Below are 16,737 nucleotides of genomic sequence, written 5' to 3'. Positions count from 1 at the left end.
TGTCGATTCGCACTGCTTTCATAAACGCCGATCCGCTGCCTGCCGTCCGCGACAAATGTCATCAACTGCATCTACTATCGTGCCTGTTCTCAACTCAGGGACGATCCAGTGAAAGAAGACGACATCCGCAGGAATGCGTTCGCCATGCCTGTGCTCAATCCCGCTTATCCGCGTCCGCCGTTCCGCTTTCTCAATCGCGAGTACTTCATCATTTCCTACGAGACCGATCCCGACGCGCTGCGCGCCGTGGTTCCGGAGCCGCTCGAAGTGGATAACGGTCTCGTACATTACGAATTCATTCGCATGCCGGATTCATCCGGTTTCGGCGATTACACCGAAAGCGGCCAGGTGATTTCCGTCATCGATCCGGATGGCAAGAAGGGCAGCTATACGCATGCGATGTATCTCGACGACGAAGGTCCGATCGCGGGCGGCCGCGAAATCTGGGGCTTTCCGAAGAAGCTCGCGTCGCCGCGTCTTGGCGTCGATGGCAAGGACACGCTGCTCGGCACGCTCGACTACGGCACGCAACGCATCGCGACGGGCACGATGGGCTACAAGTATCGTCCGCTCGATCTCGAAGCCGAACGCAGGAAGCTCGCGGATACGCCGAACTATCTGCTGAAAGTGCTGCCGCATGTCGACGGCACTGCGCGCGTGTGCGAACTCGTGCGCTTCTTTCTGCGCGACGTGAGCGTGATCGGTGCATGGGAAGGTCCGGCCGCGCTCGAACTGCACGCTCATGCGCTCGCGCCGGTCGCTGATTTGCCGGTGCGCAAGGTCGTCGGCGCGCGGCATGTCATCGCGAATCTCACGCTCGATATCGGCGAAGTCGCATACGACTATCTCGCGCCGCCCGATGAACTCAAGCTCGCGGTCAACCAATAGCAACGGCAAAGGAGTATTCACATGGCACTGCAAGGAAAAGTCGCGCTCGTGACGGGCGCTGCGAGCGGCATCGGCGAACAGACGGCGCGCAAGCTCGCGACCGAAGGCGCGGCGGTCGTCATCGCCGATCTGAATCTCGCGAATGCGCAGAAGGTTGCGGACAGCATCGTCGAAGCGGGCGGCAAGGCGATCGCCGTGTCGATGGACGTGACGAGCGAAGATGCCGTGAACGCGGGCATCGAAGAAACGGTGGCGAAGCTCGGCGGTATCGACGTGCTGGTATCGAACGCGGGCATTCAGATCGTCGCGCCGATCGAAGAGTATGCATACGCCGACTGGAAGAAGATGCTCGCGATCCATCTCGACGGCGCGTTTCTCACGACGAAAGCCGCGATCAGACATATGTACGCGTCGGGCAAGGGCGGCTCGATCATCTACATGGGATCGGTGCATTCGCATGAAGCGTCCAAGCTGAAGTCGGCCTATGTGACGGCCAAGCATGGTTTGCTCGGGCTCGCGCGCGTCGTCGCGAAGGAAGGCGGTCCGCGCGGCGTGCGCGCGAATGTCGTGTGTCCCGGTTTCGTGCGCACGCCGCTCGTCGAAAAGCAGATTCCCGAGCAGGCGAAGGCGCTCGGCATTTCGGAAGAAGAAGTCGTGAAGAACGTGATGCTGAAGGAAACGGTCGATGGCGAATTCACCACGGTCGCCGATGTCGCGAACACCGTCGCGTTCCTCGCGGGCTTCGAATCGAATGCGCTGACCGGGCAATCGGTCGTCGTGAGTCACGGCTGGTTCATGCAATAACGACAAGGAGAATCCATGCGCCGCAGTCAACGCAACACACTCACGCAGGCGAATCACGTCGCGCTGCCCGACTACGATGACGTTTGCCTCGTGCTGCAAGGCGGCGGCGCGCTGGGTTCGTATCAGGCCGGCGTGTTCGAAGGGCTCGCCGAAGTGGGCGTGGATCCGACATGGACCTCGGGCATTTCGATCGGCGCGTTGAATACCGCGATCATCGCGGGCAACGCGCCCGAGAATCGCGTGGCGGCGCTGCGTGGGTTCTGGAACACGATCTGCCAGCCCGCGGATCTCGTCGGGCATGTGGGCGCGTTCATGCCCGCCGCGTTCGGCTTCGCGAATATCGGCCGCAAGTTTTCGAGCATGTGGGCCGCGGCGCGCGCGCTCACCGAAGGGCAGAAGGGCTTCTTCTCGCCGCGCGTTCATTTGCCTTTGACGCATGCGAAGAGCAGGCGCCCAAGCGACGTGAGCTTTTACGATACGTCCGCGTTGCGCGCGACGCTGCTGCAGTTCGCCGATTTCGACCGCATCAACGATGGCGCGATGCGTGTATCGGTGGGCGCGGTGAACGTACGCACGGGCAATCTCGTCTACTTCGACAACACGAAGATGCGGCTCGAGCCCGAGCACTTCATGGCATCGGGTGCGTTGCCGCCGGGCTTTCCGGCTGTGGAGATCGACGGCGAGTTCTACTGGGACGGCGGGCTCGTATCGAATACGCCGTTGACGGAGATCATCCGCGAAAGTCAGCACAAGGACACGCTCGTGTTTCAGGTGGACCTGTGGAGCGCGCGCGGCACGTTGCCCGGCGATTTTCTCGATGTCAGCGAGCGCACGAAAGACATTCAGTATTCGAGCAGAACGCGCGCCATCACCGATTTCGTTTCGCATAACCAGAAGCATGCGCGGCTCATCAAGGAGCTGCTGGAGCATGTTCCGGAAAAGACGCGCCGCTCGCATCCGCTGCTGCGCGAGGCGCAGAAGGTCGCGGATGGCGGCGCGGTGAACGTCGTGCATCTCATCTACAAGAACAAGTTTTTCGAAGGGCACTACAAGGATTACGAGTTCAGCAACGATACGATGGACGAGCACTGGGCGAGCGGTCTGGAAGACATTCGCCGTTCGTTCGGACATCCGGAGTGGTTCGAGGTGCCGAGTCACGATCTCGGCTTCGTGACGCATGACGTGCATCGTTACGAACCCGCGCCGCAGGCGACCGCTGACATGCCGAAGGCGGCGGCGAACAAACTGGATGACGTGGTCGAAGGCGTTTGAAGCGTTGCGGCGTTTGAATTACTCTGGTTAGCCTCGTCACAACGCCTGCGAGGCAAGCCATGCCCGACTGGAAACCCGCGACTTACGCGTCCGTCAGTCCCTATCTCGTCTGCGCAAACGCGCCGGCGATCATCGCATTCCTCGAACGTGTCTTCGATGCACAACTGCTGCGCCGCTTCGATCGTCCCGACGGCTCGCTGATGCACGCCGAATTGCGTATCGACGATAGCGTCGTGATGATCGGCGGCGGCGCGACCGATCAGCAATCGCAGGGTCCGCACATCCACGTCTACGTGCGCGATGCGCAAGCCGTCTACGATCGCGCGCTCCGGCACGGCGCGCAAAGCGTGCAGGCGCCCGCGCGCAAACGCGACGACGACGACTTTCGCGGCGGCTTTCGCGATGCCGCCGGAACGACGTGGTGGGTCGCGACGCAATGACGGGTCAGCGCTTTTTTCGCTTCGCGCGCGCGGCCGGCGCACCGAGACTTTCGCGCAACGCATCGGTCAGCGTCTTGAGAAACTGATCGACGGCAGGCGGCAGACGCCGCTCGCGCATCACCGTGACCTGCAGCAGGCGCTCGTTGAGCAAAGGCTCGTCGATGGGCGTCGCGACGAGCGTCGGCGGGCCCGGATCGCCTTCGAGCGCGACCGCGCTGCCGAGCGTGATCGCGCCGGTGAGCGCGGCGAAATGATGCATCGCGCTCGAGTTGTTGCTCGTCAGAACCGGCTCGAGATGCACGCCGCGCGCCGAGCAGCACCAGTCGATCAGCTGGCGCACCGTCGTGCCGCGATCGAGCACGGCGGTCGGGTACTGAAGCACGTCATCGAGCGTGATGCTCGCCTTGCCCGCCAGCGGATGCGTCGGTGGCAGCAGCGCGCAGACCGGCGCCTTCACGCTGTATTCGACGCTCAGCGCGGTAGATGTCGATGTCGAAAACGCAAGGCCTACATCGACTTCGCCGCTCGCCACCCAATGCTCGACCTGTCCCGGCGTACCCGAACGCATCACGAAACGCGTGCCCGGATGCGCGCGATAGTGCGACGCCATCACGCTCGGCAAAAAGCAGCGCGTGAAACCCTCCGTGCAGCCGATACGCACGATCCCGAGCCCGAGCGCATGCATCTCCGATATCTCCGCGAGCACCGCGTCGCCGTCCATGAGCGCGCGGCGCGCGTGCTGCACGAGCAACTCGCCCGCTTCCGTCAGGATCATGCCGCGCGGCATGCGCTCGAATAGCGGCGTGCCCGCCTGTTCCTCCAGCTTCGCGATCTGCCGGCTGATCGCCGACACCGCGACGTGAAGCTGTTCCGATGCCGCCGCCAGCGAACCCGAGCGCGCGACTTCTACGAAGTATTTGAGAGCGATGCCATGCAGCACGATGCCTTCCCCGAGCGTTGCCTTTTTGGCAATGCTAGTCGCAAAATTTGAAATTGTCGCGAATTTTTGGCGTTTCTAGACTGGCCGGAATGAGTAGCCACAATCGCCCGGAGACGTCGTGAAAGAACATCAAGAAAGTCGTGAAGCCGCCATCGCCATCGCTTGCAAGATGTTCGATTCGGGCGCGTTCTTCGCGGATCTGCAGCGCCGCGTCGCGTTTCGCACCGAGAGCCAGAACGGGCGGAATCCCGCGCTGAACGCCTATCTCACCGATGAGATCAGCGACACGCTCGCGCGCCTCGGTTTTACGGCGCGCGTCGTCGAGAATCCGGTCGCGGGCGGCCCGCCGTTTTTGATCGCCGAACGCCACGAATCCGACGACTTGCCGACGGTGCTGACCTACGGTCATGGCGACGTCGTGCGCGGCTACGACGAGCAATGGCGCGCGGGCCTGAAGCCGTGGGACATCGTCGTCGACGAAGACCGCTGGTACGGCCGCGGCACCGCCGACAACAAAGGCCAGCATTCGGTCAATTTCGCGGCGCTCGCCGCGGTGTTGCAGGCGCGCGCAGGCAGGCTCGGCTACAACGTCAAGGTGATCTTCGAAACGGGCGAGGAGGTCGGCTCGCCGGGTCTCGATGAAGTCTGCGCCGCGCACAAGAATGCGCTCGCGGCGGATGTATTCATCGCGTCGGACGGGCCGCGCGTATCCGCCGAACGTCCGACGCTCTTTCTCGGCTCGCGCGGCGGCGTGCCGTTCGAACTGACGGTGAACCTCCGCGAAGGCGGACATCACTCCGGCAACTGGGGCGGCGTGCTGCGCAATCCGGCCGTCGTGCTGTCGCATGCGATCGCGAGTCTCGTCGACCGCAACGGCAGCATCGTCGTCGAAGGATTGCGGCCGCCGCCGATTTCCGATGCGGTGCGCGAAGCCCTCGCCGATATCGAACTGGGCCGCGACGAAAGCTCACCCGAGATCGATCCGACGTGGGGCGAGCCGGGCCTGACGCCGACCGAACGCGTGATCGGCTGGAACGCGCTCGAAGTGCTCGCGATGAAATCCGGCAACGCCGATGCACCCGTCAACGCGATTCCGCCGCTCGCGAAAGCGGTGTGCCAGTTGCGCTTCGTCGTCGGAACGGATTGGGAGAACCTGCAGACGCATCTCGAACGTCACTTCGCGCAGCACGGCTTCACCGAAGTGACCGTCAAGGCGACGCGCGGCACGCCCGCGACGCGCCTCGATCTCGACGATCCGTGGGTTCACTGGGCACTCGATTCGATGCGCGCGACGACCGGCAAGAAGCCCGCGCTGTTGCCGAACCTGGGCGGCACGGTGCCCAACGATGTCTTCGCGAAGACACTCGGCCTGCCGACGCTCTGGGTGCCGCATTCGTATCCCGCGTGCAACCAGCACGCGCCGAACGAACACGTGCTCGGCTCCGTCATGCGCGAATCGCTCGGCGTGATGGCGGGCCTCTGGTGGGACCTCGGCGAGATGGGCGCGGCGATCGTCGCCACGCGCGACGCGCATTGATCGAACGCCACTCATGACACGCTGACATCATGAACAAAAAGCCCCTGAGCCTGACGCAAATCGTGCTCGCGACTTCGGTCGGCAACGCGCTCGAATGGTTCGATATCGCGATCTATGCGTTTTTCGCGGTGTATATCGCGAAGAACTTCTTCCCGGCCGCGAACGAGACGGCGTCGATGCTGCTCACGTTCGGCTCGTTCGGCGCGTCGTATTTGGTGCGGCCGATAGGCGGCATGGTGCTCGGCGCATACGCGGACAAGCGCGGGCGCAAGGCTGCGTTGATGATGTCGGTGGGGCTGATGATGATCGGCACGGCGATCATCGCGGTGATTCCGCCGTATGCGTCGATCGGATTGATCGCGCCCGCGGGCGTGTTCATCGCGCGCCTGATCCAGGGCTTTTCGGCGGGCGGCGAGTTCGGGCCGTCGACGGCCATGCTGATCGAGCACGCGCCGGATCGCCGTGGCCTGCTCGCGAGCTGGCAATTCGCGACGCAGGGGCTCGCGACCTTGCTCGCGTCGATTTTCGGCTTCGCGCTCGCCAAGCTGATGCCCGCCGCCGAGCTTGCCGCATGGGGCTGGCGCATTCCGTTCTTCTTCGGCTTGCTGATCGGACCGGCGGGTCTTTTCCTGCGCCGCTATCTCGAAGACGCGGCCGATTACACCGAAGCCGAGCACACGTCGACGCCCGTGCGCGATGTATTCACGCAGCAAAAGGCGCTGCTGCTCATCTCGATCGGCGCGCTGACGGTATCGACGGCGGTGAACTATCTGCTGCAATACGTGCCGACGTTCGCGATCCGCGAACTGCATCTCGATGCATCGACGGGTTTCGCCGCGAGCACCGTCGCGGGCCTGATGCTGACGCTGGTGACGCCTTTCGCGGGGCATCTCTCGGACAGGATCGGCCGCGTGAAGCAGATGTCGACGGCGGCGCTCCTGCTCTTCGTGACGGGCTATCCGGCGTTCGCGTATGTCGTTTCGCATGTGTCGGTGGCGTCGCTGTTCGCGCTCGTCGCGTGGCTCGCGCTGCTCAAGGCGATCTATTTCGGCGCGCTGCCGGCGTTGATGTCGGAGATCTTTCCCGTGTCGACGCGCGCGACGGGCATGTCGATCGGCTACAACATCGGCGTGACGGTGTTCGGCGGCTTCACGCCCGCGATCATCATCTGGCTCCTGAGCGCGACGGGCAGCAAGGCCGCGCCGAGCTTCTACATGATGTTCACGGCGGTGATCAGTCTCGCGGCGCTCGCGGCGGTGAGCCGCGGCAAGGTGCAGATGCGAGCGGCGAGCGCGGCCGCCTGAGTCCGCTTCTCTTTTTGATACGAACGCGCCGATTGCCGATGACATCGACAATCGGCGTTTCGCTTTGTATCGCACTGTATCTGCACCGAATCCCGACACACGGCGTTTCATAATCCGCTTTTCGCGAAACAAGCCAGATACGTCCGCGAGTTCAAATACCTCCAAGCCGAACGATTCGCAACACACGGCGAATCGCCAAGACGGCCTTCCATCAAAATTCACTGGAGGTAAATCATGAAAGTCATCCAATCGCTGATCGTCGCCGCTGCCGTCGCGCTTCCGGTTCTTTCGTTCGCTCAGTCGAATCAGCCGATCACCCGCGCCGAAGTGCGTGCGCAACTCGTCGAGCTGGAAAAGGCGGGCTACGACCCGGCAAGCGATCAGACGCAATATCCGCAAAACATCCAGGCCGCGCAAGCGCGCGTGGACGCCGCGAAGGGCCTGACGGCATACGGCGCGCCGGCGAACGGCAACGTCGCGTCGGGCACGCGTTCGGCGGATACGGATGTCATCGGACTCGGCCCGGTTTTCGCGAAGCCGTAATCGCACGGATTTAACGAATTAGAAAGCCCGGACGAAATTGCTCGTCCGGGCTCGACGCGTTTCTGTCAATAACGTATTACGCCACGGTTTCAAGGTCCCGCAGACGATACACTCTCGCTACAAAATCCTATTTTCGACGGCATGCGACGTGCTTCGATTGGTCGAGCGCGGAAAATGGGTATCATCCATCTCCGCCCCGCGCGGATTTAGCCGAACGTAACAATGTATCGCAGTGTTTTGAGTGCGACGCCACTGATTTTCGAGGCGCTTATGCCCACAGACGTAGACAACATCACCGACGAGCAAATCGCGTCGATCGCCGATCGACTGACCGAAGAAGGTCGCAAGGTTTCTCCCTTGACGGTTTGGGCGGAGGCCGGAAACGGCTCCGTCGTCGCCATCGCGGCCGGCCTGCAGCGCTGGCGCGAGGCGCGGTCCCCGGACATGCCGCAGCAGCAGGCACCGACCGGACTGCCCGACGACCTTGCCGAGACGCTCGTGAATGTCGCGCGGCGGCTTTGGACCGTCTCGCGCGACGAAACCGAGCGGATGTCCGGACAGCGGCTGTCCGCCGTGAGCCAGCGGCTCTCGACCGCGCTTGCGGAGCGCGACGAGGCGCTCGCCGAATTCCAGAAGACCGGCGACGAGGCCGCGAAGAACCGCCAGCAAATGATGGAAATGCTGAGCGCATTGCGGGCGTCCGAGGAATCGGTCGTTCGACTGCGCGAAGAGGCCGATGCAGCCACGATACGCGCGCAGACCGCAGAGACGCGCATCGAGGAAGCGGCGCAGCGCGCGTCGGCGGAGCGTGCCCAATTGGAAACCGTGAACGCATCGCTCGAAGAAGAGCGGCGGGCGAAAGAAGCGCTGAACGCGGCGCTGGCGGCCAAGGACGAGGACATCGCACGCATCGCGCAAGAGCGCGATCAGGCACGCGAGCAGCAGGCGAATCTGCATGCGTCGCTTGCGGGCAAGGACGAGGAGCTTGCGCGCATCGTTGACGAGCGCAATCAGGCACGGCAGCAGCACGAGCAATTGAGCGCGTCGCTTGCGAGCAAGGATGAAGAACTCGCGCGTATCGCGGAAGAGCGCGATCAGGCGCGGCAGCAGCACGAGCAATTGAGCGCGTCGCTTGCGGGCAAGGATGAAGAACTCGCGCGTATCGCGGAAGAGCGCGATCAGGCGCGTCAGCAGCACGAGCAGTTGAGCGCGTCGCTTGCGGCCAAGGATGAAGAACTCGCGCGCATCGCCGAGGAGCGCGATCAGGCGCGTCAGCAGCATGAAGCGCTTGGCCTCGTATCGCAGGAAAAATCGGCGGAAGCCGAGCGCCTGTTGCAGGACCTCAACGCGGCGCATACGCGTGCGCAGGCCGCCGAAGCGCAGGCGAGAGAAAACCTCGCGCGCATCGCCGCGCTGGAAGCGGAACTGAACGACGCGCGCAGCGCACTGGCAGCGGAGCGCGAAAGCGCGGCTGCGCGCGGCGCGGAAGTTTCGGCGCAGCGGGAACATGCCGAGCGCATCGGCGCCGAGCTGGACGAAGCCCGCAAGCAGGTCAGCGCACTGATGGAAGAAAAGGCCGAGCAGGGCGCGGAACTCGCGCGCGTATCGAACGATGTCAACGCGTTGCGCGAACGCGCCGAAGCCGCCGAGAGAAACGCGACCGATCTCGCGAAGCGTCTCGTCGAAAAGGAGCAGGGCGACGAGTCCGAGCTGGCATCGCTGCAGCGTCAGGTGGCGGCGCAGGCGAAGGCGCATTCGAAGGCCTACGACGACCTTCGCGCCAATGCCGAGCAGTGGGTCACGTACGCGAAGGACCTGCGCCAGCGCCTCGACGTGGCGAACGAGAAGATCCTTTTCATCGATGCCCGCAGCACGGGCGAGGTCGCGCTGATGCGGCGGCTCGCGGTCGAACTGGAGCGCCTGAAGCCGGATCACGAGCTCGTGTTCCGCGAGGCGCAGCAGAAGCTGATCGGCGACAAGATGGCGCAACAGCTCGCGCAGAAGGGCTATCGCTACGATCCGGCCACGGCGGTGATGTCGAAGATCGAAACGTGAGATCCGCGTGACGATGCATACGCGGACCCTCACCGTCACCGTCGATCGCGACTGGCGCGAGCTTTACGACGCGATCTGGCGTCCGGAAGTCTTCCCGACGTGGGCGTCCGGACTGGCGCAGTCGACGCTCGAAGACATGGGCGATCACTGGCGCGCACGCGGTCCGGCAGGCGAAGTGACGATCCGCTTCACCGAGCACAACGCGTTCGGAATCATGGATCATCGCGTCGGTCTGCCGGATGGCGGCGAGGTCTACGTTCCGTTGCGCGTGTATCAGAACGGCGCGGGCGCCGATATCGCGCTCACGCTGTTCCGCCAGCCCGGCATGTCCGATGACACATTCGCCGCCGACGCCGACTGGGTCCGCCGCGATCTCGCCGCGCTTGCGGCCCGTTACGGCAAGCGCTGATTTTCGCGTATCCCTTCCAGTCAACGCCGGCAAGCTATCATGTGGTCATTCCAAACATGCCGCACGGGCTGGAGAACCATATGGCTGGACCTCAGGAAAGCGTCAGCATGGCGTTGTTCTGCGACTTCGAGAACGTCGCGCTCGGCGTTCGCGATGCGAAGTACGAAAAATTCGATATCAGACCCGTGCTCGAACGCCTGCTGCTGAAGGGAAGCATCGTCGTCAAAAAGGCTTATTGCGACTGGGACCGCTACAAGGGCTTCAAATCGGCGATGCACGAGGCCAGCTTCGAGATGATCGAGATTCCGCACGTGCGTCAGTCCGGCAAGAATTCCGCCGATATCCGTCTCGTCGTCGATGCACTCGATCTCTGCTACACGAAAGCGCACGTCGATACGTTCGTCATCATCAGCGGCGATTCGGACTTCTCGCCGCTCGTGTCGAAACTGCGTGAGAACGCGAAGAAAGTCATCGGCGTGGGCGTGAAGCAATCGACGTCGGATCTGCTCGTCGCGAACTGCGACGAGTTCATCTTCTACGACGACCTCGTGCGCGAGCAGCAACGCGCCATCGCCAAGCGCGAACAGCGCGATGCGAAGCGCGCGTCCGACGAAGAGCGGCAACCGAAGCAGGAGATGGAATCGCGCAAGTCGCACGCGATCGCGATTACCGTCGAGACCTTCGAGGCGCTCGCATCGGAACGCGGCGAGAGCGGCAAGATCTGGGCATCGGTGCTGAAGAGCGCCATCAAGCGCCGCAAGCCGGGTTTCAGCGAGACGCAATACGGCTTTCGCGCGTTCGGCAATCTGCTCGACGAAGCGCAATCTCGCGGTCTGCTTGAAGTCGGCCGCGACGATAAATCCGGCGCGTTCGTGTTTCGTTCTGCTCACACGGCTCAGGTCGCGCCGATGGACGTGAGACCGAGCGAGCCGCCAGCGGTCGCGCCCGCTAAAGAACACGAGGGAGCGGCGAACGGCCGGCGCAAGGAGAAACGCGGCGGGAGAAAGTCTGCACGCGTGGCGGCGCCCGAACCTGTGTTCGTCGTCGAAGAAGCGCCGGCGCCCGTCGAGGTCGAAACGCCCGAGCCGTCGCAGGAACACGCGTCCGCTCCCGAGCCTGCACCGAAAAAGCCCGCCGCGCCGCGCCGGTCGCGCAAGACCGCGGCGAAACGAAGCGCCGCCGCCGACGTGCCGCATGAAAGCGCCGCGCCCGTCGCCGAGCCCGATGCCGAAGCGAAGGCGGAGAAGCCATCGCGCAAGCCGTCATCGCGGGGCAACCGCTCGCGCAAGACTGCCGACAAGCCGGTCGAATCGTGATGCCACGGCGCGTCAGCCGGTACGCTGCTCCGCCGTCGCCGACGCATCTTGCTCTTGAACGCGCACGGCGGCGTGCTCTTCGGCGCGCCAGCGCTGCCGCGAGCGATACATCGTCGCGACCGCGATGCGCGCCATCTTCACCCAGCCCGAGTGACGCGGGTCCGCGAGCATGCTGAGCGCGCGCGCATAGTCGAGCGTGAGGCCGGGCGTCCAGGCCATCGTCGCAGCGCGTTTGCGAACTTGCGCGGCGACCCACAACTCGGGCGTCGTCATGATACGCACGAGCGGCTTCCATCCGCCGCCTTTGCCCCACACGCGCGCCGACGCGCCTTCGATCGCCGCTTCCAGCGCCCGCGCCACGGAACTCGAACAGTTGCGGTACGTGAGGTTGTACGTCGTGTCGCGCCGATACTCCTGCCAGAAGCGCGCGAGCCGCGCCGGATCGTAATTGCGGATACGCACCTGCTGCGTCGACGGACACCACGCCTTCGATTCCGTTTCGTAGTCCGGCTGAAAGAGGCCGGGCACGTCGTTCTCGCGCGTCGCGCGCAACGTGCGTGAGAATTCGTCCGGCGACCGGTCGATTTCGACCGCCGGATAGAGGCTGATGTACACGCCCTCGGGCGTCTCCAGCGCCGCATGGCCGGTCGAGATCGTGCCGTTCCTGTCGACGGCGGCGATATAGCGATCGATGATCAATTGCCTGCGCGGTTGCGACTTCGCCGTGCCGACGGGCGTCCACACATGCACCGTCAGCGCGGCTTCGCCGGGCGCGGGCGGGCCGTCCCAGACCGCGCCTGCGAACGATGGCGCGGCGGGCTTCGCGTCGTCGTGAGCGGAGTGGGTTGCACCGTCATCGACGGCGGGGTTCGCCGCCATGCGCCGCACGCGCGCCGCGAGCAGGATCATGTTCCAGCCGCCGAAGAAAAGCCCGAACGCGACGCAATACGCGACCGTGCCCGCATAGTGATCCGGATACGGCTGATAGAAGAAGATCGCGATGGCGATCTCGAGCACGCCGCCCGCCATCGCGATACGCCATTTGCGAAAGCGGACCACGCGCGCGGAAATGATCTGGAGCGCGCCATCGACGAGAAAAAGCGTGCCGAAGATGAGCGACAGCACGAAATTGCCGTGCTCGCCGCCGAACAGCACGAGCAGCGCCGAGAGGCAGAAAGTCGCGCCCTTCACGTAGCGCAGCTTGCGCTGGCCGCCCATGCCGGTCCACGCGACGGCCAGCGTGGCGAGGCCTTCGAGCAGCATCAGCAGCACGAAGGGGACGATGGGAAAGTACAGGGAACCGTCGAGCGCGTCGATGAAGATGACGCCGCCGAGCGCGATGCTGAGCAGGCCGAGCGTCATCACCGAGCGCCAGCGCGTGCGCAGATAGTCGACGCCGAGAAGAATCATCACGAGCCGAACCATCGCTTCCTCCGTCTGGTCATTCGACGCCTCGTGCGCGACACGCGCGGCCACACACTATATAAGCCATGGACGGCGGATACGGCAAGAAGCGCAAACCCCAGACGAATGTGCGCGGCGTCGTGCGTGCTGCACGACGCCGCGCGATTTTCACCTACTGCACCGCATGCTTCGCGGCATCTTCGATCACGGCCGCGACCTGCTGCGGCTTCGATTCGTACACGGAATGGCTCGCGCCCGGAATGACCGTGATGTGACTGTGCGCGCGTTCGTAGTACCAGCGTTCGAGATCCGGATTGATGATCTTGTCGCCGCCCGCCACGATGCCCCAGCTCGGTTTCGTCGTCCACGCCGCGGCGGAGAGCGGCGTCGTGAAGACTTGCGCCGCAGTCAGGATCTGCGAGCGCGATTCGAACGTCGCTTGCCTGAGCGGAAGATCGGCGGCGAAGTCTTTCGGGAAGACGGCGGGATTCAGATACGTGTAGCCGTCCGCGGTCTTTTCGACGGCGTTCGTCTGCTTCGCGAGGAAGCTCGGCGTCTTCTTGCCGAGCGCGCCTTCGTCCTCGCCGACGTTCGGCGCATGCGCCGCGACATAGACGAGCCCGGCGACGTTCGGATGCACGCCCGCTTCCGTGATGACCGACCCGCCGTAACTATGACCGACGAGAATCGTCGGACTGTTCTGCAGGTCGAGCACGCGCTTGGTCGCGGCGACGTCCGCGTCGAGCGAGGTGAGTGGCTCCTGCACCATCGTGACGTGATAGCCGTCGCGCGTCAGGATGTCGTAGACCGGCTTCCATCCCGAGCCGTCGACCCATGCGCCATGCACGAGGACGATGTTCTTGATCGGCGCATGCGTTTGCGCGGATACATTCGCCGATGCCAACACGCCAGCCGATAACGCCAGTGCCGACGCGACTTGCAAAATTCGCTTCATGAAAGACTCCGCTAGTGCGAACGATGGATCAGCTGCCGAAGAACGGCTGGCAGAAGTCGGCCGGACCGACGCACGCGTTGTTCATCGCGGCATGCTTCGACGCGCTCGCTGCCGATGCGCTCGTGCCGGTCCGTACGCCGCCATAGGCTTGCGATGCGTCGGTGTGTTGCGCGGCGATTTTGCCTTCCGCTGCCTGAATGTCCGCGGGGTAATACGGATCGCTCGCAATCGCGGGGTTATAGCCGGCTTGCTCGACGGCGACGAGATCGGCACGGACTTGAGCGCGCGTAACGGGGCCGTTCGATTGCGCGAATGCGATCGCGGGCGCGGCGAGCGTGGCGACAACGAGAGAGAGGCTGACGAGGTACTTGTTCATGATCGACTCCAAGGTGGATTGAGTGATGCGATTGATCGGGTATCCGAAATAATGGATGTTCTTCGGTTTCCCTCGATAAGGCCGTTGGTCTGCGTTCGCGTTTCGACCTTGACGACACTGTATCGGCCACGGAACGGCTCGACTACACCTACGAAGGAGCGTGCGTGCACCAACCTTCGATGCATCGATTAAACGTTCGCGTGGCGTGCGCGCCGTGAATCCAGCCGTCTGTCTGATGCGCTCATACGAAGGTGTTAGTTTTCGCGGGCGCAGCCGCCGCGCGCATTAAACCTTGATATAGGCCGGCGCAACCATCGGGCAGTTGGCGCGCGATTTCGGTTTCATTACCTTGGAGTGGCGATGCCGATTCCACGTATTTCTTCGACAAGGAGCCGAACATGGCTGAAGCTGCACTCGCCCTCGATCCGTGGGCGCGAACGATCTTCCTGCTGACATCGTTGAGTGATGGCGCGAGCTTCGAAGCGCCTTCGCCGAGGCGTCCTTTCGCGCAAGGCGGCGATCAACGCGTCGCGGTGAAGCTGATCGAGCGGCCATCGAGCACGACGGCGACGATCGAATGGCGCGACTCGACGCGCTGCTGTTATGGCGATCAGGTGTGGCGTGCGATGCGCGCGCGCACCGTCGGCGTATGCGCGATGAGCGGCGTCGAGATTCGTCGCGGCGATCGTGTTTATGCGCCGAATCCGCGTCCGGTTCCGGGCAATGCGGGCGCGATGATTCTCGCGTCGGTGCTCGATGAGCTGACACCGTCCTGAACTCGTCAGACGAAATCAGTCGATGCCGACGCCCCAGAAACGCGTCATGCCGAATCGATCGATCCTGAAGCCCGTCACATTGCGCGCGACCGGCTGATAAACGGTCGCGTGCGCAATCGGCGTGAACGGAACCTGTTCCTTGAAGATTCTCTGCGCTTGCTGATAGCGCGCGGTGCGTGCATCGATATCGAGCGTGGCCCGCGCTTCCTTGATGAGATCGTCGTAGGGCTTGTAGCACCACTTCGCGAAGTTGCCGCCCTTCACGGCGTCGCAGCCGAGGAGCACGCCGAGCCAGTCGTCCGGATCGCCATAGTTGCCGCTCCATCCGATGAGTAGCGCGTCATGCTCGCCGGCGCGCGCACGGCGTACGTACTCGCCCATTTCGTACGTGACGATCTCCGCCTGCACGCCGATCTTCGCCCAGTCCGCCTGAATCATCTCCGCCATGAGCCGCGCGTTCGGGTTGTACGCGCGTTGCACCGGCATCGCCCATAGCCTGAGTTTGAGTCCGTTCGCGTGACCCGCTTGCGCGAGCAACGCTTTCGCGCGTGCCGGATCGTACGGCGCGTCGCGAATGCCGAAGTCGTAGCCCCATTGCATCGGCGGCATCGGATTGGTTGCGGCGCGCGCGGTGCCTTGATAGACGGCGTCGAGTATCGCGTGCTTGTCGATCGACATGTCGAGCGCGCGGCGCACGGTCACGTCGTCGAGCGGCGCTCTGGACGTGTTGTAGGCGAGATAGCCCAGATTGAACCCCGGTTGATTCACGTCTTGCAGGCGCGCGTCTTTCCTGATCGACGCGATGTCGGCGGGACGCGGATAGCTCATCACCTGACATTCGCCCTGCCTGAGCTTTTGCAGGCGCACCATCGGATCGGTGGTGATCGCGAACGTCAGCGATTTCAGCCGGACGATGTTCGCCTTCCAGTATTGCGTGTTGCCCGCGAAGCGGATCGTCGCGTCTTTCGCGTAGTCGATAAACACGAAAGGACCGGTGCCGACCGGATGCCAGTTGATGTCGCTCGCGCGGCCCGCGGCGAGCAGCTTGTCGGCGTATTCGCGCGAAAGTATCGACGCGAAGGGCATCGCCATTTTCTGCAGGAAAGGCGCATCGATTCGTGCGAGCGTGAAGCGCACCGTATAGGGATCGGGCGCGTCGATGCGCTCGATGTTCGTCGCGAGACCGAGGTCGCGGAAATACGGAAACGACACGGGATAAGCGCGGCGAAACGGATGCTGTGCATCGCGCATGCGCTCGAACGTGAACACGACGTCGTCGGCGTTGAATTCGCGCGTCGGCGTGAAGTAGCCAGTCGTATGAAACTTGACGCCGTGGCGCAGATAAAACGTGTATTGAAGGCCATCCGGTGAGCGTTCCCACGACTGCGCGAGCCCCGGCTCGATATCGCCGTTTTCCCGATCGAACTCCACGAGCCGGTTGTAGACGGTATAGCCCGCCGCGCTCGCTTCGATCGACGACGTGAATTGCGCATCGTCGAATCCGGCGGGGCTGGCTTCGGAGCAGTACACGAGGCTTTTGTCGGGCACGCGCTGCTGCGCGGCGGCGAAATCGGCGATGCAGGCTTGCGCGACCAGCAGCGCATGAATCGCCCGCCATGCGCGCTTGCTTTTGCCTGTCATATGCGTGGCCTCGCAGTGTGCCGATGGCGAATGCAGTATAGGCAGCGCAGCACGCTCTTACAATTTGCGCACGGCAT

16 protein-coding genes are annotated in these 16,737 nt (G+C 63.6%); 11 read left to right on the top strand and 5 right to left on the bottom strand.

All coding sequences use genetic code 11. The features are described 5' to 3' along the window. Positions 1-108 precede the first annotated feature (108 nt). The 4 genes from LDZ23_RS22745 to LDZ23_RS22730 are packed head-to-tail and all read left to right on the top strand — an operon-like array spanning position 109 to position 3,404. Positions 109-888, top strand: a complete 780-nt coding sequence (locus tag LDZ23_RS22745) for an acetoacetate decarboxylase (RefSeq protein WP_034473154.1) — start codon at positions 109-111, stop codon at positions 886-888. 21 nt (positions 889-909) lie between these two features. Next, complete coding sequence (locus LDZ23_RS22740) at positions 910-1,692, top strand: 3-hydroxybutyrate dehydrogenase (RefSeq protein ID WP_244808225.1); 783 nt, start codon at positions 910-912, stop codon at positions 1,690-1,692. Positions 1,693-1,707: 15 nt separating this feature from the next. Then, positions 1,708-2,964 (top strand): DUF3734 domain-containing protein, encoded by a 1,257-nt coding sequence (locus tag LDZ23_RS22735; RefSeq protein WP_008348413.1) that lies wholly within the window; start codon positions 1,708-1,710, stop codon positions 2,962-2,964. A 59-nt stretch (positions 2,965-3,023) separates the two neighbouring features. Next, positions 3,024-3,404, top strand: coding sequence for a VOC family protein (locus LDZ23_RS22730; protein ID WP_008348411.1), 381 nt, complete (start codon positions 3,024-3,026; stop codon positions 3,402-3,404). Positions 3,405-3,408: 4 nt separating this feature from the next. Here the strand turns inward: LDZ23_RS22730 and LDZ23_RS22725 are convergent, their stop codons facing one another. Then, positions 3,409-4,344, bottom strand: coding sequence for a LysR family transcriptional regulator (locus LDZ23_RS22725; RefSeq protein ID WP_034473156.1), 936 nt, complete (start codon positions 4,342-4,344; stop codon positions 3,409-3,411). 169 nt (positions 4,345-4,513) lie between these two features. On the opposite strand from LDZ23_RS22725, the gene LDZ23_RS22720 reads away from it, so the two are divergent. From LDZ23_RS22720 to LDZ23_RS22695, 6 genes are all read left to right on the top strand, one after another. Then, the gene (locus LDZ23_RS22720; RefSeq protein WP_284502750.1) at positions 4,514-5,881 is read left to right on the top strand and encodes a M20 family metallopeptidase; all 1,368 of its coding nucleotides are present in this window, start codon (positions 4,514-4,516) and stop codon (positions 5,879-5,881) included. Positions 5,882-5,907: 26 nt separating this feature from the next. After that, the gene (locus LDZ23_RS22715) at positions 5,908-7,185 is read left to right on the top strand and encodes an MFS transporter (protein WP_033536226.1); all 1,278 of its coding nucleotides are present in this window, start codon (positions 5,908-5,910) and stop codon (positions 7,183-7,185) included. Between the two features lie 234 nt (positions 7,186-7,419). Beyond that, positions 7,420-7,728 carry a DUF4148 domain-containing protein gene (locus LDZ23_RS22710; protein WP_008348405.1) on the top strand — a complete coding sequence of 103 codons (309 nt, stop codon included), beginning with the start codon at positions 7,420-7,422 and terminating at the stop codon, positions 7,726-7,728. A 270-nt stretch (positions 7,729-7,998) separates the two neighbouring features. After that, complete coding sequence (locus LDZ23_RS22705) at positions 7,999-9,783, top strand: DNA-binding protein (RefSeq protein WP_033536225.1); 1,785 nt, start codon at positions 7,999-8,001, stop codon at positions 9,781-9,783. 13 nt (positions 9,784-9,796) lie between these two features. Then, the gene (locus tag LDZ23_RS22700; RefSeq protein ID WP_008348401.1) at positions 9,797-10,192 is read left to right on the top strand and encodes an SRPBCC family protein; all 396 of its coding nucleotides are present in this window, start codon (positions 9,797-9,799) and stop codon (positions 10,190-10,192) included. Positions 10,193-10,272: 80 nt separating this feature from the next. Next, positions 10,273-11,508 (top strand): NYN domain-containing protein, encoded by a 1,236-nt coding sequence (locus LDZ23_RS22695; protein ID WP_035473587.1) that lies wholly within the window; start codon positions 10,273-10,275, stop codon positions 11,506-11,508. 12 nt (positions 11,509-11,520) lie between these two features. On the opposite strand, the gene LDZ23_RS22690 is transcribed toward LDZ23_RS22695, so the two are convergent. From LDZ23_RS22690 to LDZ23_RS22680, 3 genes are all read right to left on the bottom strand, one after another. Beyond that, positions 11,521-12,933 (bottom strand): HdeD family acid-resistance protein, encoded by a 1,413-nt coding sequence (locus LDZ23_RS22690; RefSeq protein ID WP_033536287.1) that lies wholly within the window; start codon positions 12,931-12,933, stop codon positions 11,521-11,523. Positions 12,934-13,084: 151 nt separating this feature from the next. Continuing rightward, entirely contained in the window at positions 13,085-13,867 is a 783-nt protein-coding gene (locus LDZ23_RS22685) for an alpha/beta hydrolase (RefSeq protein WP_008348395.1), read from the bottom strand. Positions 13,868-13,895: 28 nt separating this feature from the next. After that, a complete protein-coding gene (locus LDZ23_RS22680) occupies positions 13,896-14,243 on the bottom strand; it encodes a DUF4148 domain-containing protein (protein ID WP_008348393.1) in 348 nt (115 codons plus the stop codon). A 398-nt stretch (positions 14,244-14,641) separates the two neighbouring features. On the opposite strand from LDZ23_RS22680, the gene LDZ23_RS22675 reads away from it, so the two are divergent. After that, entirely contained in the window at positions 14,642-15,019 is a 378-nt protein-coding gene (locus LDZ23_RS22675; protein WP_008348391.1) for a DUF3331 domain-containing protein, read from the top strand. 15 nt (positions 15,020-15,034) lie between these two features. Here LDZ23_RS22675 and LDZ23_RS22670 read toward each other — a convergent pair whose 3' ends face one another. Beyond that, a complete protein-coding gene (locus LDZ23_RS22670; RefSeq protein ID WP_008348389.1) occupies positions 15,035-16,660 on the bottom strand; it encodes an ABC transporter substrate-binding protein in 1,626 nt (541 codons plus the stop codon). Positions 16,661-16,737: the final 77 nt, after the last annotated feature.

The sequence above is a fragment of the Caballeronia zhejiangensis genome (genome assembly GCF_022879815.1).
Lineage (GTDB): Bacteria > Pseudomonadota > Gammaproteobacteria > Burkholderiales > Burkholderiaceae > Caballeronia > Caballeronia zhejiangensis.
Note: the sequence above shows the minus strand (reverse complement) of the source record. Positions and strands in the feature narration are given on the sequence as shown.